Origin of the sequence: Enterobacter sp. BIDMC93, assembly GCF_001037805.1 — a bacterium.
Classification (GTDB): domain Bacteria; phylum Pseudomonadota; class Gammaproteobacteria; order Enterobacterales; family Enterobacteriaceae; genus Enterobacter; species Enterobacter hormaechei_C.
In genome coordinates this window covers 1,430,775-1,451,147 of the sequence record NZ_KQ089962.1, presented here as the reverse complement: position 1 = coordinate 1,451,147, position 20,373 = coordinate 1,430,775, and the positions used below count along the sequence as shown (strand labels likewise).

Sequence of the window (20,373 nt, the reverse complement as noted above, 5' to 3'; positions counted from 1 at the left end):
TATGTGTAGTACCTGCGGTTGCGCTGAAGGCAACCTGTATATAGAAGGGGATGAACACCGTCCCCACTCCGCGTTTCGCTCCGCACCCTTTTCTCCTGCCCCGCGTCCCGCGGCGGCCCTGACCGGCATCACCTTTGCCCCGCAGCGTTCCGACGCGGGCGACCTCCATTACGGCCACGGCGAAGCGGGTACGCACGCGCCGGGCATCAGCCAGCGCCAGATGCTGGAGGTGGAGATCAACGTGCTGGACAAGAATAACCAGCTCGCCGCCCGCAATCGCGCCCGCTTTGCCGCGCGCGAACAGCTGGTGCTGAACCTGGTCTCCAGCCCCGGCTCCGGTAAAACCACGCTGCTGACCGAAACCCTCAAACGGCTGAATAAACGCGTCTCCTGCGCCGTGATCGAAGGTGACCAGCAAACGGTAAACGACGCGGCGCGCATCCGCGAAACCGGTACGCCTGCGATTCAGGTCAATACCGGGAAAGGGTGCCACCTGGACGCGCAGATGATTGCCGACGCCGCCCCGCGCCTGCCGCTGGCGGATAACGGTATCCTGTTTATTGAAAACGTCGGCAACCTGGTCTGCCCGGCAAGCTTCGACCTCGGCGAGCGGCATAAAGTGGCGGTGCTCTCGGTGACCGAAGGGGAAGACAAGCCGCTTAAATATCCGCATATGTTTGCCGCCGCCTCCCTCATGCTGCTGAACAAGGTCGACCTGCTGCCGTACCTGAATTTCGACGTGGATAAGTGCCTGGCTTACGCCCGGGAAGTGAACCCGGACATTGAGATCCTGCTGGTTTCCGCCACGCGCGGCGACGGGATGGACGCCTGGCTGAACTGGCTGGAGAACGAACGATGTGCATAGGCGTCCCCGGACAAATTCATTCCCTCGACGGCAATCAGGCCAAAGTGGAGGTCTGCGGCATCCTGCGCGATGTCGACCTGACGCTGGTAGGCAGCCACGATGAGACCGGCGCAACGCGTCTCGGCCAGTGGGTGCTGGTCCACGTGGGTTTTGCCATGAGCGTGATTAATGAGGAAGAAGCCCGCGACACGCTGGATGCGCTACAGAATATGTTTGACGTCGAGCCGGACGTGGGCGCCCTGCTGTATGGCGAGGAGCGATAACACATGCGTTACGTTGATGAATATCGCGCGCCGGAGCAGGTGTTGCAGCTTATCGATCGCCTGAAAACCCGCGCCTCGCTGCTGGACTACACGAAAGAAAAACCGCTGCGGATCATGGAGGTGTGCGGCGGACACACACACGCCATCTTTAAATTTGGCCTCGACCAGCTGCTGCCGGAGAACATCGAGTTTATCCACGGCCCCGGCTGCCCGGTGTGCGTGCTGCCGATGGGGCGCATCGACAGCTGTATCGACATCGCCAGCCGCCCCGGTGTGATTTTTTGCACCTTTGGCGACGCCATGCGTGTACCGGGAAAAAATGGCTCGCTGCTCCAGGCGAAGGCGCGCGGCGCAGACGTGCGGATCGTCTACTCACCGATGGATGCCCTGACGCTGGCGATGGCTAATCCTGAGCGTAAGGTCGTCTTTTTCGGGCTGGGTTTTGAAACCACCATGCCCGCCACCGCCATTACCCTCCAGCAGGCGAAAGCCCGCAACGTCACTAACTTTTACTTTTTCTGCCAGCACATCACGCTTATTCCCACGCTGCGCAGCCTGCTTGAAGCGCCGGATAACGGTATCGACGCGTTTCTGGCGCCGGGCCACGTCAGCATGGTGATCGGCACAGAAGCCTACGGTTTTATCGCTGAACAGTACAATCGTCCGTTAGTGGTGGCTGGTTTCGAGCCACTTGATCTACTGCAAGGCGTGACCATGCTGGTTGAGCAGAAAATAGCGGCCCTGAGTGCGGTGGAAAATCAGTATCGTCGCGTGGTGCCCGATGCAGGTAACAGACGGGCACAGCAGGCCATAGCCGACGTGTTTAGCGTCGAAGGCGACAGCGAGTGGCGCGGACTGGGGCTGATTGCCGAATCCGGCGTGCACCTGACGCCCACGTATCGCGCCTTCGACGCCGAAGCGCATTTCCGCCCGCAGCCGCAGCAGGTGTGCGACGATCCCCGCGCCCGCTGTGGCGACGTACTCACCGGCAAATGCAAACCTCATCACTGCCCGTTATTTGGCAACGCCTGTAACCCGCAAACCGCGTTTGGCGCGCTGATGGTCTCTTCCGAAGGGGCATGCGCCGCGTGGTATCACTATCGCAACCAGGAGTGTGAAGCATGAACACGGTGGAAATGGCGCACGGAAGCGGTGGACAGGCGATGCAGCAGCTGATTAACCGGCTGTTTATGGAAGCCTTTAATAACCCCTGGCTCGCCGAGCAGGAAGATCAGGCGCGTATTGACCTCGCGGCCCTGACCGCCCACGGTGACAGGCTGGCGTTCTCTACCGACAGCTACGTGATTGACCCGCTGTTCTTCCCGGGAGGCGATATCGGCAAGCTCGCCGTCTGCGGCACGGCAAACGACGTCGCCGTCAGCGGCGCGATCCCCCGCTACCTCTCCTGCGGGTTTATCCTCGAAGAAGGGTTACCGATGGAGACGCTCACGGCGGTGGTCAACAGCATGGCGCACACCGCCCGCGAGGCGGGGATCGCCATCGTCACCGGGGATACCAAGGTGGTACAGCGCGGCGCGGCTGATAAGCTCTTCATCAACACCGCCGGGATGGGGGCGATCCCTGCCGACATTCACTGGAGCGCGCAGCAGCTTTGCGCAGGCGACGTGCTGATTGTCAGCGGCACGCTGGGCTGCCACGGGGCAACCATCCTGAACCTGCGCGAAGGCCTGGGGCTGGATGGCGAGCTGCGCAGTGACTGCGCGGTACTCACGCCGCTGATCCAGACGCTGCGCGACATGCCGGGCGTAAAAGCCCTGCGCGACGCCACGCGGGGCGGCGTGAATGCCGTCGTGCACGAGTTCGCGGCAAGCTGCGGCTGCGGGATTGAGCTGACCGAGCGCGGCCTGCCCGTTAAGCCCGCCGTGCGCGGGCTGTGCGAGCTATTAGGGCTAGACCCGCTTAACTTTGCCAATGAGGGCAAGCTGGTGATCGGCGTGGAACGCGCGGCGGCGGAAGCCGTACTTGCACAGCTGCGCGCGCATCCTTTAGGGAAAGACGCGGCCATCATCGGCGACGTGGTTGAGCGCAAAGGGGTGCGCCTGACCGGGCTTTACGGCGTGAAGCGCACGCTGGATCTGCCGCACGCTGAACCGTTACCCCGAATTTGCTAGACCGCGCCAAAAGCGGTCAGCGCTGAATTTCTCTTTTTGCCAGTTTCTATTGGAAAGCAATAATGCCGTATACACCGATGAGCGATCTTGGACAGCAGGGCCTGTTTGACATCACGCGCACACTTTTACAACAGCCCGATCTCGGCGCGCTGAGCGATGCCCTGACGCGGCTGGTCAGGCAATCAGCGCTGGCGGACAGCGCCGCCATTGTGCTCTGGCATAGCGCAACCCACCGCGCGAGCTATTTCTCAACGCGTGATAACGGCAAAATCTTCGAATATGAAGATGAAACGTTTCTGGCCCACGGCCCGGTGCGGCGTATCCTCTCCCGCCCGGAAGCGCTGCACTGCAATTTTGACCAGTTTCGCCAGGCCTGGCCGAAGCTGGCAGAGAGCAATCTTTACCACCCGTTCGGCCACTACAGCATGCTGCCGCTGGCGGTGGAAGGGCAAATTTTTGGCGGCTGCGAGTTTATCCGCGATACCGACCAGCCCTGGAGCGAGGCGGAGTACGAACGCCTGCACACCTTTACCCAGATTGTGGCCGTTGTCGCGGAGCAGATCCAAAGCCGCGTCACCAATAACGTGGACTACGACCTGCTGAGCCGCGAGCGCGATAACTTCCGCATTCTGGTTGCCATCACCAACGCCGTGCTCTCCCGCCTGGACATGGATGAGTTGGTCAGCGAAGTGTCAAAAGAGATCCATCACTATTTTAAAATCGATGCCATCAGCATTGCGCTACGCGGCAACCGGAAAGGCAAGCTGAACATCTACTCCACCCACTACCTTGATGAAGCCAACCCGGCGCACGAGCAGAGCGAAGTGGACGAAGCGGGAACGCTGTCCGAGCGGGTATTTAAAAGCAAAGAGATCCTGCTGCTCAATCTCAATGAACAGGATCCGGTAGCCCCCTACGAGCGGATGTTGTTCAACACCTGGGGCAACAAGATCCAGACCCTGTGCCTGCTGCCGCTGATGTCCGGCAACACCATGCTCGGCGTGCTTAAACTGGCGCAGTGCGATGAAGCCGTATTTACCACCGCTAACCTGAAGCTGCTGCGCCAGATCGCCGAGCGTATCTCCATTGCGCTGGATAACGCCCTCGCCTATCAGGAGATCCACCGCCTGAAGGAGCGGCTGGTGGACGAAAACCTGGCGCTGACCGAGCAGCTCAACAACGTGGACAGCGAGTTTGGCGAAATCATCGGGCGCAGCGATGCCATGTACAGCGTCCTTAAGCAGGTGGAAATGGTGGCGCAGAGCGACAGCACGGTGCTGATCCTCGGTGAAACCGGTACCGGGAAAGAGCTGATTGCCCGGGCGATCCACAATCTGAGCAACCGCAATAGCCGCCGGATGGTGAAGATGAACTGCGCGGCGATGCCTGCGGGCTTACTGGAAAGCGACCTGTTCGGCCACGAGCGCGGCGCCTTTACCGGCGCCAGCAGCCAGCGGCTGGGCCGTTTTGAACTGGCGGATAAAAGCTCGTTGTTCCTAGACGAAGTGGGCGATATGCCGCTGGAGCTTCAGCCCAAGCTGCTTCGCGTTTTGCAGGAGCAGGAGTTCGAGCGCCTCGGCAGCAACAAGCTGATCCAGACCGACGTGCGTCTGATTGCCGCCACCAATCGCGATCTGAAAAAAATGGTCGCCGACCGCGAGTTTCGCAGCGATCTTTACTATCGCCTGAACGTCTTCCCGATCTGCCTGCCGCCGCTGCGCGAGCGCCCGGAAGATATTCCGCTGCTGGTGAAAGCCTTTACCGCGAAGATTGCCCGCCGGATGGGGCGAAATATCGACAGTATTCCTGCCGAAACGCTACGCACACTCTCGGCGATGGAGTGGCCGGGGAACGTGCGCGAGCTGGAAAACGTCATTGAGCGCGCGGTCCTGCTGACGCGCGGGAACGTGCTCCAGCTCTCCCTGCCAGAGGTTACTCTCTCTGAAACGACCGTGACCGCAACCGAGCTTGCGAAAGAGGGAGAAGATGAATATCAGCTCATTATGCGAGTGCTGAAGGAGACCAACGGCGTGGTAGCCGGACCGAAAGGTGCGGCGCAACGGCTGGGGCTGAAGCGTACCACCCTGCTCTCGCGCATGAAGCGTCTGGGAATCGATAAAGAGAGTCTGAATTAACCCGTCATTCCGGCGACGTCGCCCTGCGCGTAATTTGTCGCCCACTGCGGCGCGGAGCCGGTTATTTTTTGGGCCGATACTTTTCGGGTAATTCCGGAACCGGACGGCGATCGTCGATCAGATGACGGATGGTCAGAATCGGATGGCGCCATAACATACGTGGCCCTGCCCAGCGCATCACCTGCTTCATCTCTTCCCGTCGGGCGGGCTGATAACAGTGCACAGGGCACTGTTTGCAGGCAGGTTTTTCCTCACCAAACACGCATTTATCCAGCCGCTTATCGGCATAAGCCTTGAGCGCCGAATAGTGCCCCTCTTCTTTTATGGCGTGCGGACACCTGTTTTCGTACAGGGCGATCATTCTGGCGATCGTCTTTTTTTCTCGTGAAATACGTTTACCGGACATAACGTCGTCCTCAACAATAAAGTGCATTTATAATACCCTTTTATCCGCACATTTTCAGTCATTGCATTCCATTTTCTGAAGCGCCCTTCCAGAATTACCCCGCCCCCCGCTGCGTTTTACTGGTATTTTATACAGGCATAAATAACCACCTTTGACCGCATTCACCGGAGAGCTTATGCAAGAGATCGCGATCGCCAAACCCTATCGTCACTTGAAAGTGGGTTACTTCAGAAAACGTCATGAAGACCGTAAAACGAAAATTCCAAAACGCTACAGCGTACACGCAGCGCTGAGCCTGAAAGGCGACTGGCTTGAGCAAGCGGGATTTACCACCAACTCGCAGGTTCGGGTGGGCGTCGAGCACGGGAAAATCATCATTGAATTAATGGTGGAAGATGCCTCGTAAAGTCGTGACTTTTTTCTGCGCCGCACCTTTTTTTCATGCGACAATAGAAGGAACAATCGGCCATTGAGCCGCTCAAAGCGTAATATTTTCAAAGAAATGGATATCATAACTCCATGAGCACAATCGACAATTTCGACGCGCACACCCCAATGATGCAGCAGTACCTGAAGCTGAAAGCACAGCATCCGGAAATTTTGCTGTTTTACCGTATGGGCGATTTTTACGAGCTTTTTTATGACGATGCGAAACGTGCGTCTCAGCTGCTCGACATTTCCCTGACGAAACGTGGCGCGTCGGCAGGCGAGCCCATCCCGATGGCAGGTATCCCGCATCACGCGGTTGAAAACTATCTGGCGAAGCTGGTGAACCAGGGTGAGTCTGTCGCTATCTGCGAACAAATTGGCGACCCGGCCACGTCGAAAGGCCCCGTTGAGCGCAAGGTCGTACGCATCGTGACGCCGGGAACCATCAGCGATGAGGCCCTGCTTCAGGAGCGCCAGGATAACCTGCTGGCGGCGATCTGGCAGGACGGTAAAGGGTTTGGCTACGCCACGCTGGATATCAGCTCCGGTCGTTTTCGCCTGAGTGAACCGGCTGACCGTGAAACCATGGCGGCTGAACTACAGCGCACCAATCCGGCAGAACTGCTTTATGCAGAGGATTTCGCCGAGACGGCGCTGATTGAAGGTCGCCGCGGCCTGCGTCGTCGTCCACTGTGGGAGTTCGAAATTGATACCGCGCGCCAGCAGCTGAACCTGCAATTTGGCACGCGCGATTTGATTGGCTTTGGCGTAGAAAACGCCCCGCGCGGGCTGTGTGCCGCAGGCTGCCTGTTGCAGTACGTTAAGGATACGCAGCGTACCGCCCTGCCCCATATCCGTTCCATTACCATGGAGCGTCAGCAGGACAGCATCATCATGGATGCCGCCACGCGCCGCAACCTGGAGATCACTCAGAACCTCGCTGGCGGCATGGAAAATACGCTGGCGTCGGTTCTCGACAGCACGGTTACCCCCATGGGCAGCCGTATGCTCAAACGCTGGCTGCATATGCCGATCCGCAATACCGACACGCTGATCGGCCGCCAGCAAACCATTGCCGCATTGCAGGATCGTTACACCGACTTGCAGCCGGTGCTGCGTCAGGTGGGTGATCTTGAGCGTATCCTGGCGCGCCTGGCACTGCGCACCGCGCGTCCACGCGATCTCGCCCGTATGCGCCACGCGTTCCAGCAGTTGCCGGAACTGCGCGCCCAGCTGGGAGAGATCGACAGCGCGCCAGTGCAGAAGCTGCGCGAAACCATGGGCGAATTTACCGAGCTTCGCGAACTGCTGGAACGCGCCATCATTGATGCGCCGCCTGTTCTGGTGCGGGATGGCGGGGTTATTGCTCCAGGTTATAACGAAGAGCTGGACGAATGGCGTGCGCTGGCCGATGGCGCGACGGATTATCTGGATAAGCTGGAAATCCGCGAGCGTGAACGTCTGGGGCTCGACACCCTGAAAGTCGGCTACAACGCGGTACACGGTTACTATATCCAGATCAGCCGTGGGCAGAGCCACCTGGCACCTATTCACTACGTTCGCCGCCAGACGCTGAAAAATGCCGAGCGCTACATTATTCCCGAGCTGAAAGAGTACGAAGACAAAGTGCTCACGTCGAAAGGTAAAGCGCTGGCGCTGGAGAAACAGCTGTATGACGAGCTGTTCGACATCCTGATGCCGCACCTGGCTGACCTGCAACTGAGCGCCGCTGCGCTGGCCGAGCTGGATGTCCTGGTAAACCTGGCCGAGCGCGCCGATACGCTGAATTACACCTGTCCGACCTTTACTGACAAACCCGGCATTCGCATTACCGAAGGCCGCCACCCGGTGGTTGAGCAGGTGCTGAACGAACCGTTTATTGCCAACCCGTTGAACCTGTCACCGCAGCGAAGAATGCTGATCATTACCGGCCCCAACATGGGCGGTAAAAGCACCTATATGCGCCAGACAGCCCTTATCGCGCTGCTCGCCTACATCGGCAGCTACGTTCCGGCGCAGAAGGTTGAGATTGGCCCTATCGACCGTATCTTCACCCGTGTGGGTGCGGCGGACGATCTGGCGAGCGGTCGCTCTACATTTATGGTCGAGATGACCGAAACCGCCAACATTCTGCATAACGCGACAGAGAACAGTCTGGTGTTGATGGACGAAGTAGGACGCGGTACCTCCACCTATGACGGCCTGTCCCTGGCCTGGGCGTGCGCGGAAAGTCTGGCAAATAAAATCAAGGCGCTGACGCTGTTCGCAACGCACTATTTCGAACTGACACAGCTGCCAGAGAAAATGGAAGGCGTGGCTAACGTCCACCTTGATGCGCTTGAGCACGGCGACACCATCGCCTTTATGCACACGGTGCAGGACGGCGCGGCAAGCAAGAGTTATGGTCTGGCCGTCGCGGCGCTGGCGGGCGTGCCAAAAGAGGTGATCAAGCGCGCGCGTCAGAAACTGCGTGAACTGGAAAGTTTGTCACCGAATGCGGCGGCGACGCAGATAGATGGTACGCAGATGTCACTGCTGGCGGTCCCGGAAGAGACCTCTCCGGCCGTGGAAGCGCTGAAAAATCTCGACCCGGATTCCCTGACGCCGCGACAGGCGCTGGAGTGGATTTATCGGTTGAAGAGTCTGGTTTAGTTCTCTGCGGTCTTTTTTGCCGGGTGGCGGCTTCGCCTTACCCGGCCTACAAAACCCGTAGGCCCGGTAAGCGTAGCGCCACCGGGCAAAGGACCGCACAATATTATCGCCCGGTAAGCGCAGCCGCCACCGGGCTTTTTTACAGCAGCGGCGGGATTGTCGGCACCTGCGGCGCCTCATCAATATCCTTCTGCGTCATGCGGAACGCTTCCGGGTAATGCTCGCGGCTGGTACGGCGCAGCGGTTCGGTATCGCGCCAGGTATACAGACAGTGCTGACACTGGTATACCGTCCAGACACCTTTCACAGGTGATGTTGCCATCACTTCAATATGTTCATCGGCACAACGTGGACAAATCATTTTTTCCTCCTTATTGACGTGCCGCCAGCATCGCGGTCAGTTTTTCGACCCAGGCTTTGGTTTCAGGGAGATCCTGTACCGGCTGGCTGTAGTGACCACGGTTGTCCGGGGCAACAGGGGTGGTGGCATCAATGATCAGCTTGTCAGTGATCCCCGCCGGGCTGGAGCCGGGGTCAAGCTCGAGCACAGACATATTCGGTAGCTGTACCAGATCGCCTGCCGGATTGACCTTCGATGACAGCGCCCACATCACCTGCGGCAGGTTAAACGGATCGACATCTTCATCCACCATAATCACCATCTTCACGTAACCCAGACCGTGTGGCGTGGTCATGGCGCGGAGCCCGACCGCACGGGCAAAACCGCCGTAACGCTTTTTAGTGGAGATAATCGCCAGCAGACCGTGGGTGTACATGGCGTTTACCGCCTGCACTTCCGGGAATTCAGCCTTCAGCTGCTGATAGAGCGGTACGCAGGTGGCGGGCCCCATCAGATAATCAATCTCGGTCCACGGCATGCCCAGGTAGAGAGATTCGAAAATCGGTTTAGTGCGGTAAGAAACTTTGTCGATACGCACAACCGTCATGTTGCGCCCGCCGGAGTAGTGACCGGTAAACTCACCGAAGGGCCCTTCAATTTCACGTTTCCGGCCTTCAATCACCCCTTCCAGGATCACTTCCGACCCCCACGGCACATCGAAACCGGTCAGCGGAGCCGTCGCAATCGGATACGGGCTTTCACGTAGCGCACCGGCCATTTCATACTCGGATTGATCGTATTTCAGCGGCGTGGCGCCCATCAGAGTGATGATCGGATCGTTACCCAGCGTAATGGCAATTGGCAGGTCTTCGCCGCGCTCTTCTGCCTTATGCAGATGCAACGCAATATCGTGCATCGGCACCGGTTGCAGGCCGAGCTTACGCTTGCCCTTCACTTCCATACGATAGATCCCGACGTTCTGCTTGCCGAAGTGATCGGGGTCGAGCGGATCGCGGGAGACAACGCATGCTTTATCGAGATAAAAGCCCCCGTCACCGTCGTTCAGGCGGAACAGCGGCAGAATGTCGAACAGGTTAATGTCTTCCCCGTCCACCGTGTTCTGCGCCCAGGCCGGGTTTGCACGACGCTCTGGCGCGACGGGAAATTTGTCCCAGCGACGAATAAACTCGTCGATCTGTTTTTTCACCGGGGTATTCGCCGGCAGCCCCATCGAAATAGCGTGGTTTTGCCACGAGCCGATAGTGTTCATCACCACACGGGCATCGGTGAAACCGCGAATATTATCGAACCACAGCGCAGGCGCGCCATCGCCAATGCGCCCGGTAGCGTTGGCGGCCGCCGCTAAATCCGGTTCAGCGTTTACCTCTTCCTCAATTTTCAGCAGCTGCCCTTGCTCATCGAGCGCCTGCAAGAAGCTTCTCAAATCATCAAATGCCATCTTTATTCTCCTGTGAAAAATGTTTCGCTGCCTGCAAACCTTCCCAGCGTCGGGCTTTTTTATGCTCCAGACCGAACTGGTCGAGAACGCGGGTCACGATATGATGGGTAATGTCATCGGCGGTTTGCGGGTGGTTGTAGTACGCAGGCATAGGCGGCACCATCGCCACGCCCATGCGGGAAAGGGCAAGCATGTTCTCGAGATGGATGGTGCTGAGCGGCGTCTCACGGGGAACCAGCACCAGCTTGCGTCCCTCTTTCAGCACCACGTCTGCCGCACGCCCTACCAGCCCTTCGGCGTAGCCCGCGCGGATACCCGCCAGCGTTTTCATGCTGCACGGGATGACGATCATGCCGTCGGTGCGAAACGAGCCGGAGGAGATGGTGGCAGCCTGATCGGCCGGGCTATGGACGACATCCGCCAGGGCAGCAACGTCATGCGCAGTGAAGGGCGTTTCCAGCTCAATCGTGGTTTTTGCCCACTTCGACATCACCAGATGCGTTTCCACCTCCGGCATTTCCCGCAGCGCCAGCAACAACGCCACGCCTAATGGCGCACCCGTTGCGCCCGTCATTCCCACAATCAATCTCATTCAGCACCTCAATTAGTTTGTTCGTGTACGAACATATTAATTAAACTACGCCTTGATCCTGCTGCTGACAAGATCGTTCGTATACGATCACACTAATCGCTAAAAAACTCTCGCGTTAAAATTCAGCCCGAGAGCGGCTATCATAGAGGGAGTATTTTTCCGTCGGAGTGTCCATGGAGTTAAGACAAGAAGCTTTCCACCTGCTACGTCAGCTTTTTCAACAGCATACCGCCCAGTGGCAGCACGCATTGCCCGAACTGACAAAGCCACAGTATGCGGTGATGCGGTCAATTGCTGAAAATCCTGGCATTGAGCAGGTTGCCCTGACTGAAGTCGCGGTGAGCACCAAAGCGACGCTGGCAGAAATGCTGAGCCGCATGGAAGCACGCGGCCTGGTCAGGCGCGAGCACGATCCGGCGGACAAGCGCCGTCGGTTTGTCTTTCTGACGGCCGAAGGTGAGGCCCTGCTTGAGAGCAGTAAACCGATTGGAAATGAGGTGGATGAGGCGTTTTTAGGGCGCCTTAACGGCGCGGAAAGAGAGCAATTTTCAGCGCTCATTAAAAAGATGATGCAGGATTAAGTAACCCTGACGCGCATAAAATCAATAAATGTTCGCACTTTCGCGGGCACATGCCGGGCATCAGGATAAACGGCATAGATGCCCTGCTGAGCGAACGTGTACGCCGGTAACAGCGAGACCAGTTCCCCTGCATCCAGTGCGTTTCGCACCAGCCACTCCGGCAGCAGCGCCACTCCACATCCCGCGAGGACAAAAGCCATCAGCGCCTGGGCGCTGTCTGCATACAGGCGCGGCGCTTTCTTGATCTCAAAGGAAACCGGATGCCGATCAACGCCTCTCACCTGCCAGCGCAGCGGCGAGGTTAAACGCTCGTGAATGATCCAGTCCGCTTCCGCCAGCTGCTCCAGCGAGTTAACCGGATGGTTTGCCAGCCAGCCTGGCGTTGCCACGGGCAGGATGGTGAAGGAGGTCATCAACGCGGCGTGGTAGCGCGAATCTGCAAGCGTGCCGAGCCGGATAGCGACATCGAAGCGCTCGGCGATAAGATCGGCATGCAAAGAGGACGAGACATGCCGCACGCGAAGGTCCGGGTGCAACTGGCTAAATTCAGCCAGCAAAGGCACCACCACCTGCGAGCCATATTCGGGCGTGGTGGTGATCCGCAGTTCTCCCGTCAGCCCGGCGTGGTTGGCGCGAACATCATCCTGCAATCGCTCTGCATCCCGTAACAGCATCACGCTTCGTTGATGAAAGAGCTTCCCCGCCTCGGTCAGCGTAAGGCGTCGGGTGGTTCGCAGCAACAGGGTGACGCCCAGCTCCTCTTCAAGCTGACGAATATGAAAGCTGACCACCGCTTTTGTCAGCCCCATCGCCTCCGCTGCGGCGGTGAAACTGCCGGTGTCCGCTACGGCGATAAACATCGCCGTACGCTGTAAATTAAGCATCGCTTGCCTGGTTAACTGTCAAAATAATGTTGACAGTATATCGTGCTTTGTCGCGTTTATCCGTAACGCGCGGGCCGATACGATACGCCACCTCACCGGAGGAACTTCCATGACGTATCGCAGCAAAATCGCCGTCGTCTTTCTGCTCGGCTTTTTCCTTGATTTGATAAACATGTTTATTGCCAGTATCGCCTTTCCGGCGATGGCTCGTGCTTTCAATACCACACCTTCCGCGCTTGCCTGGGTAAGTAACGGATACATTGCCGGGCTGACGCTAGTCAGCCCTTTCAGCAGTATCCTGACGCGCCGCGTCGGGCCGAAGCGCGTTATCCTGCTCTCACTGCTTCTCTTTAGCGCGGCCTCCGTTGCGGCGGGTCTCTCATCTTCGCTGGAAAGTCTGATTGCCTGGCGAGTCGTACAGGGCGCCGGAGGGGGTTTACTGATCCCGGTTGGTCAGGCGCTGACCTGGCAACAGTTTAAGCCTCATGAGCGGGCCAGACTCTCCTCGGCGGTGATGCTGATCGCACTGCTTGCCCCCGCGTGCTCACCGGCTGTGGGCGGTATGCTGGTTCAGACATTCAGCTGGCGCTGGATATTTTTTGCCACCCTGCCCGTCGCCATTGTCACCTTTGCTTTGGCCTGCGCGTGGCTTAAAACAGAACCGTCGCCGATAAACACCACCAGGACAGTAAACCTGTCTTTGCTGACGGATCCGCTGTTGCGCTTATCCATGCTTATCTATGTGTGCGTACCCGGCATTTTTATCGGCGTGAACGTAACGGGCATGTATTACCTCCAGAGCGAGGCCAATATGACACCCGCCGCAACGGGCATGCTTATGCTGCCGTGGTCTGTGGCTTCGTTTTTGGCTATCACCGCGACAGGACTCTATTTCAACCGTATCGGCCCCCGGCCGCTGGTGGTCATCGGTTGCCTTTTGCAGGCGACAGGCATTCTGCTTTTAGTTAACGTCGGCCCGGCAATGCTGCTACCTGCCGTTGCGTTTGCGCTGATGGGCGCGGGGGGAAGCCTTTGCAGCAGTACGGCTCAGAGCAGCGCGTTTTTGACGATGCGACCGGAAGATATGCCCGATGCCAGCGCGCTATGGAATCTGAATCGTCAGTTGAGCTTTTTTGCGGGCGCTCTGCTGCTGGCGCAGGCGCTGAGCTTCATGCAGGATTATGTCGCGCCGCTGGCCGCCTGGCACGGGATGTTTGTTTTTGCCGCAGTCATCACCCTACTGCCCGTACTGTACGTCTACCGTCTTAACAACACGCAGTTACTTGCGCAACTGCAACAGGAGCAACCATGACCCATTTCGAACAAGAGATCCTCGACATTCACGTCGCCCTTGAAAACTGGTTAGGTGCAGGCGAAGGCGATCGGGACGCCCTGCTCGCCCGTTTCCGTCCGGATTTTCTGATGGTTCCACCGAGTGGCAACCCTTTAGATCATCACGCGCTTGCCCAATTTTTATATGCGCAGCGGGGAACCCGACCGGGGCTCAGGATCGACATTGATGCGTTAACAACGCTTCAGACATGGGACAACGGCGCAGTGCTCCATTACCGGGAGACGCAAACCCGGCCAGGCCAGCCCGTCAACGTGCGCTGGTCAACCGCAGTGCTTAATCAGGAAGGGGATAACATCACCTGGCGTTTGCTGCACGAAACGGCGCAGCCGTAAGGCATAAAAAAGGCCCGTCTCACGACGGGCCTTTTCTGACGAATGGTTGCTTACTCGCGGAACAGCGCTTCGATATTCAGACCTTGCCCTTGCAGGATTTCACGCAGGCGGCGTAGTCCTTCAACCTGAATCTGACGAACACGTTCACGGGTCAGGCCAATCTCACGGCCGACGTCTTCCAGTGTCGCAGCTTCATACCCCAGTAAACCGAAACGACGTGCCAGCACTTCACGCTGTTTGGCGTTCAGTTCGAACAACCATTTGACGATGCTCTGTTTCATGTCATCGTCCTGCGTGGTGTCTTCCGGGCCGTTGTCTTTTTCATCGGCCAGGATGTCCAGCAGCGCTTTTTCGGAGTCGCCACCCAGCGGGGTGTCAACCGAGGTAATGCGCTCGTTGAGACGCAGCATACGGCTTACGTCATCAACCGGTTTGTCGAGTTGCTCTGCAATCTCTTCCGCACTTGGCTCGTGGTCCAGTTTATGGGACAACTCGCGCGCGGTACGCAGATAAACATTCAACTCTTTGACGATGTGGATCGGCAGTCGAATCGTACGGGTCTGGTTCATAATAGCCCGTTCGATGGTCTGACGAATCCACCAGGTCGCGTAGGTTGAGAAACGGAACCCGCGTTCCGGGTCAAACTTCTCAACTGCGCGGATGAGACCTAAGTTGCCCTCTTCAATCAGATCCAGCAGAGCCAGACCACGATTGCCGTAACGGCGGGCAATTTTCACGACCAGTCGCAGGTTACTTTCGATCATGCGACGACGCGAGGCAACATCACCACGCAAAGCACGACGTGCGAAATAGACTTCTTCTTCGGCCGTTAGCAGTGGGGAGTAACCAATCTCCCCAAGGTAAAGCTGAGTCGCGTCCAGCACACGCTGTGTGGCACCCTGCGATAACAGCTCTTCTTCAGCCAAATCGTTATCACTGGGTTCCTCTTCTACTAAGGCTTTTTCGTCAAAAGCCTCTGCTCCGTTCTCATCAAATTCCGCGTCTTCATTTAAATCATGAACTTTCAGCGTATTCTGACTCATAAGGTGGCTCCTACCCGTGATCCCTGGACGAGACACCCTGGCTGGCATGTCCCATCAATTTATCGCTGCGGTAAATATTGCAGCGGGTTTACGGATTTCCCCTTGTAACGAATTTCAAAATGCAAGCGTGTAGAACTGGTTCCGGTGCTACCCATGGTAGCGATTTTTTGCCCCGCCTTAACTTCTTGTTGTTCCCGGACCAGCATACTGTCGTTATGGGCGTAGGCACTCAGGTAATCATCATTATGTTTGATGATAATAAGATTACCGTAACCGCGCAGTGCGTTACCGGCATAGACAACGCGCCCGTCTGCGGTCGCGATGATTGCCTGTCCTTTACTGCCTGCGATATCGATCCCTTTGTTGCCCCCCTCAGAGGTAGCGAAGTTCTCGATAATCTTGCCGTCAGTTGGCCAGCGCCAGGTGGTGATTGACGAGCTGGCATTCTGACTGCTTGCAGTCGGTACAGTAGAGCTAACCACAGGTGCCGTAGTCGGTGCTGTGACAACAGTCGCAGTACCTTTATTATTCGGCAACATTTTGTTAGCACTCTGATCACCTGAATCCTCAGAATACGTAATTACAGGTTGTGAAGCAACCACCGTGGTGGTTTTTTGTGCAGGGGTGACGCTGTTATTTTGCGCAGTTACGTCGGCCGCTGAAACGGTGTTGCCTGGCGTAAGCGGTGTCCCCGTCGCGTTGCCAACCTGAAGCGTTTGCCCGACTTCCAGACCATACGGGGCCTGGACGTTGTTTCGCTGTGCCAGATCGCGGAAATCGTTCCCGGTGATCCAGGCAATATAGAACAGCGTATCGCCGCGCTTCACGGTATAGGTGCTGCCGCCGGTATAGCTACCTTTCGGAATGTTCCCATACTTACGGTTATACACTATGCGGCCATTTTCGGTCTGAACAGGCTGATCCACTGGCTGAATCTGCGAAGGCTGCGTAACTGGACGCTGAACCGGCTGGATCTGCGGAGTTTGCTGCGCCGTGGACGTGCCCATTTTAGGCGGAGGGGTAATCAACATTCCGCTGGACGTGTTACCCGAGCCGCTGGTTCCATTGACGGAACTGACGGGCGCAGGTGCATTGTCAGAACTTGTACAGCCTGCCAGCCAGAGCGAAACCAGTGATAATGCCGCAACACGGCTGATGGTGAATTTTGGGCTTCCCGCGCTCATTTATCCCCCAGGAATGTGTTAACTACCAGTGACTTAAAAATAACCGTGATGGCACGAACCTATCGCGCCACACCATACGCTGAATTTGCCTCAATAACCCTGGAAAAATCCGAGTCTCAGGCCAGCTCGCCCTTAACCAGAGGCACAAAGCGCACGGCTTCCACGGTATCGATAATAAACTCGCCGCCGCGTCGACGAACGCGCTTTAAAAGCTGCTGCTCATCGCCGACGGGCAAAACTAGAATGCCGCCCTCGTCCAGCTGCGAGAGAAGTGCAGCGGGAATTTCAGGTGGCGCGGCCGTGACTATTATGGCGTCAAACGGGGCGCGAGCCTGCCAACCCTGCCATCCATCGCCGTGGCGTGTCGATACATTATGTAAATCAAGCTGTTTCAGGCGACGGCGCGCCTGCCACTGCAAGCCTTTAATCCGTTCCACGGAACAGACATGGTGCACAAGGTGGGCCAGGATCGCGGTCTGATACCCTGAACCGGTGCCAATTTCCAGCACCCGGGAGTCTGGCGTTAACTCCAGAAGCTCCGTCATACGCGCCACCATGTAAGGCTGCGAAATCGTCTGGCCTTGCCCGATGGGCAGCGCCACGTTTTCCCACGCTTTGTGTTCAAACGCCTCATCTACAAACTTCTCACGGGGAACCTGGGCAAGCGCATCCAGCACCTGCTCGTTGGCGATCCCCTGTGCGCGTAATTGTTCCAGAAGAGTTTGTACACGTTTACTTACCATTGCGCGTTCACTCCGACCCGATCTAACCAGTCCGACACCACATCATGCGCGCTATAAGCGGTTAAATCTACGTGCAACGGCGTAACGGAAACGTAACCCTCATCCACCGCAGCGAAGTCGGTGTCTGGCCCGGCATCGCATTTATCTCCCGGCGGGCCGATCCAGTACAGGGTATTGCCGCGCGGATCCTGCTGGGGAATAACCTGATCGGCCGGATGGCGACTGCCGCAGCGCGTCACGCGGATCCCTTTAATCTCGTCCAGCGGGAGATCCGGCACGTTAATATTGAGGATACGTCCGGTACGCAGCGGCTCGCGGCCAAGCGCACGGAGAATAGAGCAGGTTACCGCGGCGGCAGTGTCATAGTGGGTGTGGCCGTTTAACGAGACCGCCAGCGCCGGGAACCCCAGGTGACGCCCCTCCATCGCCGCGGCCACGGTGCCGGAGTAAATCACATCATCGCCAAGATTCGGCCCGGCATTGATGCCGGAGACCACAACATCCGGCCGCGGGCGCATCAGCGCATTTACGCCCAGAAACACGCAATCGGTCGGCGTCCCCATCTGGACGGCAATATCGCCATTCTCAAAGGTAAAGGTGCGAAGTGAAGACTCCAGCGTCAATGAGTTAGACGCGCCACTGCGGTTACGATCGGGAGCCACGACCTGCACATCCGCAAATTCGCGGAGGTGTTTCGCCAGCGTCTGAATACCTGGCGCATGGATCCCGTCATCGTTACTCAGCAATATTCGCATAATCACCCGACGTGTTGATAAGTTCCCTGACAACACTGGTGGCAAAGCTACCTGCCGGCAGCCAGAAGCGTAACTCGACGGTTACGTCATCCCACCAGTTCCAGCTCAGCTGTTGCGGGTAGAGGAGCATCGCACGGCGCGCCGCCTCGACTTTTTCCCGCACCAGCAATGATTGTAATTCTGGCGCATCCGCCACCGCTGACTGCTCAGCGGCCAGCGCCTCGCCCTGGGTTCCCCAGTCGCCTGAGCCCGGCAAGGCGGCGGTAATCATCAGCGCTTTAGCGTCCACGCGCGACTGGGCATCGGCCATCTCATCGGCCGTTGCCACAAACCAGCTTCCGCGTCCCGCTAATTGTAGCGCATCGCCGACAACAACTTGATTCGCGTCCGGTTTTTTCAGCCGTTCGCTCACAATCTGATTAAACAACGCACTGCGGGCTGCCGACAACCAAAAACTGCGTTTATTCCTGTCGCGCACCGGCGCGCTGCTTTGCGCCCAGCGCAGCGCGCCCAGCAGGTTGCTGCCACCAATGCCAAAGCGCTGTGCGCCAAAATAGTTTGGCACGCCGCGTTCGGTAATGGCCTTCAGGCGTTTTTCAACGTCATCGCGGTCGGCCACTTCACGCAGCACTAGCGTGAAATCGTTGCCTTTCAACGCTCCCGGACGCAATTTGCGTTTGTGGCGGGCATACTCCAGTACCTTACAGCCCTCAAGCTCAAATTTGCTTAAATCGGGCATGGCATTGCCGGGCACGCGTGCGCAAAGCCACTGTTCGGTCACGGCATGTTTATCTTTTTGACCGGCAAAGCTCACTTCGCGGGCGTGGATTTTGAGGAATTTTGCCAGCGCGTCCGCCACGAAGCGGGTGTTGCAGCCGTTTTTCAGAATGCGCACCAGGATGTGCTCGCCTTCGCCGTCCGGCTCAAAACCCAGATCTTCCACTACCACGAAATCTTCAGGGTTGGCTTTCAGCAGCCCCTTGCCCTGCGGTTTACCGTGCAGATACGTCAGGTTGTCGAAATCCGTCATTTGGCCGCCTTCACCAGCAGCGCCACGGCTTCACAGGCAATGCCTTCGCCACGACCGGTAAAGCCCAGCTTCTCCGTGGTAGTCGCTTTGACATTGACGTCGTCCATATGGCAGCCCAGATCTTCAGCGATAAACACGCGCATCTGAGGGATGTGCGGCAGCATCTTCGGTGCCTGAGCAATGATCGTCACATCAACGTTGCCGAGGGTGTAGCCTTTGGCCTGAATACGACGCCAGGCTTCGCGCAGCAGTTCGCGGCTGTCTGCGCCTTTAAAAGCAGGATCGGTGTCCGGGAACAGTTTGCCAATGTCGCCCAGCGCGGCGGCACCCAGCAGCGCGTCGGTCAGCGCATGCAGCGCCACGTCGCCATCAGAATGCGCCAGCAGACCTTTTTCGTAAGGAATGCGCACGCCGCCAATGATAATTGGGCCAACGCCGCCAAAGGCGTGTACATCAAAACCGTGTCCAATACGCATTATGCCTTCTCCTGAGGGGTCGTACGGGTAAGATAAAATTCCGCGAGCTGTAAGTCTTCCGGGCGCGTCACTTTTATATTATCAGCGCGCCCTTCAACAAGCGTTGGGTGAAAACCGCAATACTCCAGCGCCGAGGCTTCGTCCGTAATGGTCGCACCTTCTTTAAGCGCACGCGTTAAGCAGTCGTGGAGTAATTCGCGGGGAAAAAATTGTGGCGTCAGCGCGTGCCAGAGATCGACGCGCTCGACGGTGTGGGCAATCGCCGGTTTACCCGGTTCGGCACGCTTCATGGTGTCACGCACCGGGGCGGCCAGAATGCCGCCCACGTTACTGGTTTCACTCAGGGCCAGCAGACGTGACAGATCGTCGTGATGCAGACAGGGACGCGCGGCATCGTGCACCAGCACCCACTGCGCGTTCCCGGCAGCCTGAATGCCCGCCAGAACAGAGTCGGCCCGCTCGGCGCCGCCGTCAACAACGGTAATCTGAGGATGATTTGCCAGCGGGAGTTGCGCAAAACGCGCATCGCCGGGGCTGATGGCAATAACCACGCGTTTCACCCGGGCATGCGCCAGCAGCGCTGCCACGGCGTGCTCGAGGATCGTTTTATCGCCAATTGAGAGGTACTGCTTAGGACATTCTGTCTGCATGCGCCGGCCAAAACCTGCGGCCGGCACCACGGCACAGACGTCCGAAAAAGTTGCTGCCATGTCGTAAT

The 20,373-nt window shown here is 57.7% G+C and carries 23 protein-coding genes; 11 read left to right on the top strand and 12 right to left on the bottom strand.

The features are described from left to right. The first annotated feature begins 1 nt into the window (after position 1). The 5 genes from hypB (at position 2) to flhA (ending at position 5,395) form a co-directional block, all read left to right on the top strand. Entirely contained in the window at positions 2-865 is an 864-nt protein-coding gene (gene hypB, locus SK58_RS06855; RefSeq protein ID WP_015571695.1) for a hydrogenase nickel incorporation protein HypB, read from the top strand. After that, a complete protein-coding gene (locus tag SK58_RS06850) occupies positions 856-1,128 on the top strand; it encodes a HypC/HybG/HupF family hydrogenase formation chaperone (protein ID WP_015571696.1) in 273 nt (90 codons plus the stop codon). The genes hypB and SK58_RS06850 overlap by 10 nt, the downstream gene beginning before the upstream one ends. Before the next feature lie 3 nt (positions 1,129-1,131). Next, a complete protein-coding gene (hypD, locus tag SK58_RS06845; protein WP_032671927.1) occupies positions 1,132-2,253 on the top strand; it encodes a hydrogenase formation protein HypD in 1,122 nt (373 codons plus the stop codon). After that, positions 2,250-3,260, top strand: coding sequence for a hydrogenase expression/formation protein HypE (gene hypE, locus SK58_RS06840; RefSeq protein WP_023295335.1), 1,011 nt, complete (start codon positions 2,250-2,252; stop codon positions 3,258-3,260). The genes hypD and hypE overlap by 4 nt, the downstream gene beginning before the upstream one ends. Positions 3,261-3,322: 62 nt before the next feature. Beyond that, complete coding sequence (gene flhA, locus SK58_RS06835) at positions 3,323-5,395, top strand: formate hydrogenlyase transcriptional activator FlhA (protein ID WP_032669319.1); 2,073 nt, start codon at positions 3,323-3,325, stop codon at positions 5,393-5,395. A gap of 61 nt (positions 5,396-5,456) precedes the next feature. Here the strand turns inward: flhA and SK58_RS06830 are convergent, their stop codons facing one another. Continuing rightward, positions 5,457-5,801: a nitrous oxide-stimulated promoter family protein gene (locus tag SK58_RS06830; protein WP_022649174.1), complete on the bottom strand. Its 345-nt coding sequence runs from the start codon at positions 5,799-5,801 to the stop codon at positions 5,457-5,459. A 175-nt stretch (positions 5,802-5,976) separates the two neighbouring features. Here SK58_RS06830 and SK58_RS06825 point away from each other — a divergent pair, with 175 nt between their 5' ends. Then, positions 5,977-6,207 carry a SymE family type I addiction module toxin gene (locus SK58_RS06825; RefSeq protein ID WP_017692767.1) on the top strand — a complete coding sequence of 77 codons (231 nt, stop codon included), beginning with the start codon at positions 5,977-5,979 and terminating at the stop codon, positions 6,205-6,207. Between the two features lie 113 nt (positions 6,208-6,320). Then, the gene (gene mutS / locus SK58_RS06820) at positions 6,321-8,882 is read left to right on the top strand and encodes a DNA mismatch repair protein MutS (protein ID WP_048219569.1); all 2,562 of its coding nucleotides are present in this window, start codon (positions 6,321-6,323) and stop codon (positions 8,880-8,882) included. Positions 8,883-9,021: 139 nt separating this feature from the next. On the opposite strand, the gene SK58_RS06815 is transcribed toward mutS, so the two are convergent. The 3 genes from SK58_RS06815 to SK58_RS06805 are packed head-to-tail and all read right to left on the bottom strand — an operon-like array spanning position 9,022 to position 11,273. Further along, positions 9,022-9,243, bottom strand: coding sequence for a non-oxidative hydroxyarylic acid decarboxylases subunit D (locus SK58_RS06815; protein WP_003862116.1), 222 nt, complete (start codon positions 9,241-9,243; stop codon positions 9,022-9,024). A 10-nt stretch (positions 9,244-9,253) separates the two neighbouring features. Then, on the bottom strand, positions 9,254-10,681 hold the full coding sequence (locus tag SK58_RS06810) for a non-oxidative hydroxyarylic acid decarboxylases subunit C (protein ID WP_045338387.1): 1,428 nt from the start codon (positions 10,679-10,681) through the stop codon (positions 9,254-9,256). Further along, the gene (locus SK58_RS06805; protein ID WP_017382811.1) at positions 10,671-11,273 is read right to left on the bottom strand and encodes a non-oxidative hydroxyarylic acid decarboxylases subunit B; all 603 of its coding nucleotides are present in this window, start codon (positions 11,271-11,273) and stop codon (positions 10,671-10,673) included. Before SK58_RS06805 ends, SK58_RS06810 begins: the two co-directional genes overlap by 11 nt. 173 nt (positions 11,274-11,446) lie before the next feature. Here SK58_RS06805 and SK58_RS06800 point away from each other — a divergent pair, with 173 nt between their 5' ends. Beyond that, positions 11,447-11,854 carry a MarR family winged helix-turn-helix transcriptional regulator gene (locus SK58_RS06800; RefSeq protein ID WP_015571704.1) on the top strand — a complete coding sequence of 136 codons (408 nt, stop codon included), beginning with the start codon at positions 11,447-11,449 and terminating at the stop codon, positions 11,852-11,854. On the opposite strand, the gene SK58_RS06795 is transcribed toward SK58_RS06800, so the two are convergent. Next, positions 11,851-12,738, bottom strand: coding sequence for a LysR family transcriptional regulator (locus SK58_RS06795; protein WP_045615863.1), 888 nt, complete (start codon positions 12,736-12,738; stop codon positions 11,851-11,853). The two genes, SK58_RS06800 and SK58_RS06795, sit on opposite strands and share 4 nt — an antisense overlap. A gap of 109 nt (positions 12,739-12,847) precedes the next feature. On the opposite strand from SK58_RS06795, the gene SK58_RS06790 reads away from it, so the two are divergent. Further along, on the top strand, positions 12,848-14,050 hold the full coding sequence (locus tag SK58_RS06790) for an MFS transporter (protein ID WP_048219567.1): 1,203 nt from the start codon (positions 12,848-12,850) through the stop codon (positions 14,048-14,050). After that, positions 14,047-14,424, top strand: coding sequence for a DUF4440 domain-containing protein (locus SK58_RS06785; RefSeq protein WP_015571707.1), 378 nt, complete (start codon positions 14,047-14,049; stop codon positions 14,422-14,424). Before SK58_RS06790 ends, SK58_RS06785 begins: the two co-directional genes overlap by 4 nt. A gap of 50 nt (positions 14,425-14,474) precedes the next feature. Here the strand turns inward: SK58_RS06785 and rpoS are convergent, their stop codons facing one another. Continuing rightward, positions 14,475-15,467 carry an RNA polymerase sigma factor RpoS gene (gene rpoS, locus SK58_RS06780; protein WP_013098493.1) on the bottom strand — a complete coding sequence of 331 codons (993 nt, stop codon included), beginning with the start codon at positions 15,465-15,467 and terminating at the stop codon, positions 14,475-14,477. A gap of 59 nt (positions 15,468-15,526) precedes the next feature. Beyond that, the gene (nlpD, locus tag SK58_RS06775; protein WP_225986322.1) at positions 15,527-16,600 is read right to left on the bottom strand and encodes a murein hydrolase activator NlpD; all 1,074 of its coding nucleotides are present in this window, start codon (positions 16,598-16,600) and stop codon (positions 15,527-15,529) included. Between nlpD and SK58_RS23160 the strand changes: the two genes are divergently transcribed. Continuing rightward, entirely contained in the window at positions 16,533-16,673 is a 141-nt protein-coding gene (locus SK58_RS23160) for a peptidase (RefSeq protein ID WP_223230135.1), read from the top strand. The genes nlpD and SK58_RS23160 overlap by 68 nt on opposite strands. Positions 16,674-16,767: 94 nt before the next feature. Here SK58_RS23160 and SK58_RS06770 read toward each other — a convergent pair whose 3' ends face one another. From SK58_RS06770 to ispD, 5 genes are read right to left on the bottom strand one after another with little or no spacing between them, the layout of a single operon-like run. Continuing rightward, positions 16,768-17,394: a protein-L-isoaspartate(D-aspartate) O-methyltransferase gene (locus SK58_RS06770; protein ID WP_015571709.1), complete on the bottom strand. Its 627-nt coding sequence runs from the start codon at positions 17,392-17,394 to the stop codon at positions 16,768-16,770. After that, positions 17,388-18,149, bottom strand: a complete 762-nt coding sequence (surE, locus tag SK58_RS06765; RefSeq protein WP_017382816.1) for a 5'/3'-nucleotidase SurE — start codon at positions 18,147-18,149, stop codon at positions 17,388-17,390. Before surE ends, SK58_RS06770 begins: the two co-directional genes overlap by 7 nt. Continuing rightward, positions 18,130-19,179 (bottom strand): tRNA pseudouridine(13) synthase TruD, encoded by a 1,050-nt coding sequence (gene truD, locus SK58_RS06760; protein ID WP_039269910.1) that lies wholly within the window; start codon positions 19,177-19,179, stop codon positions 18,130-18,132. Before truD ends, surE begins: the two co-directional genes overlap by 20 nt. Next, a complete protein-coding gene (gene ispF, locus SK58_RS06755) occupies positions 19,176-19,655 on the bottom strand; it encodes a 2-C-methyl-D-erythritol 2,4-cyclodiphosphate synthase (RefSeq protein WP_003862097.1) in 480 nt (159 codons plus the stop codon). The genes truD and ispF overlap by 4 nt, the downstream gene beginning before the upstream one ends. Beyond that, entirely contained in the window at positions 19,655-20,365 is a 711-nt protein-coding gene (gene ispD / locus SK58_RS06750) for a 2-C-methyl-D-erythritol 4-phosphate cytidylyltransferase (RefSeq protein WP_017692759.1), read from the bottom strand. Before ispD ends, ispF begins: the two co-directional genes overlap by 1 nt. Positions 20,366-20,373: the final 8 nt, after the last annotated feature.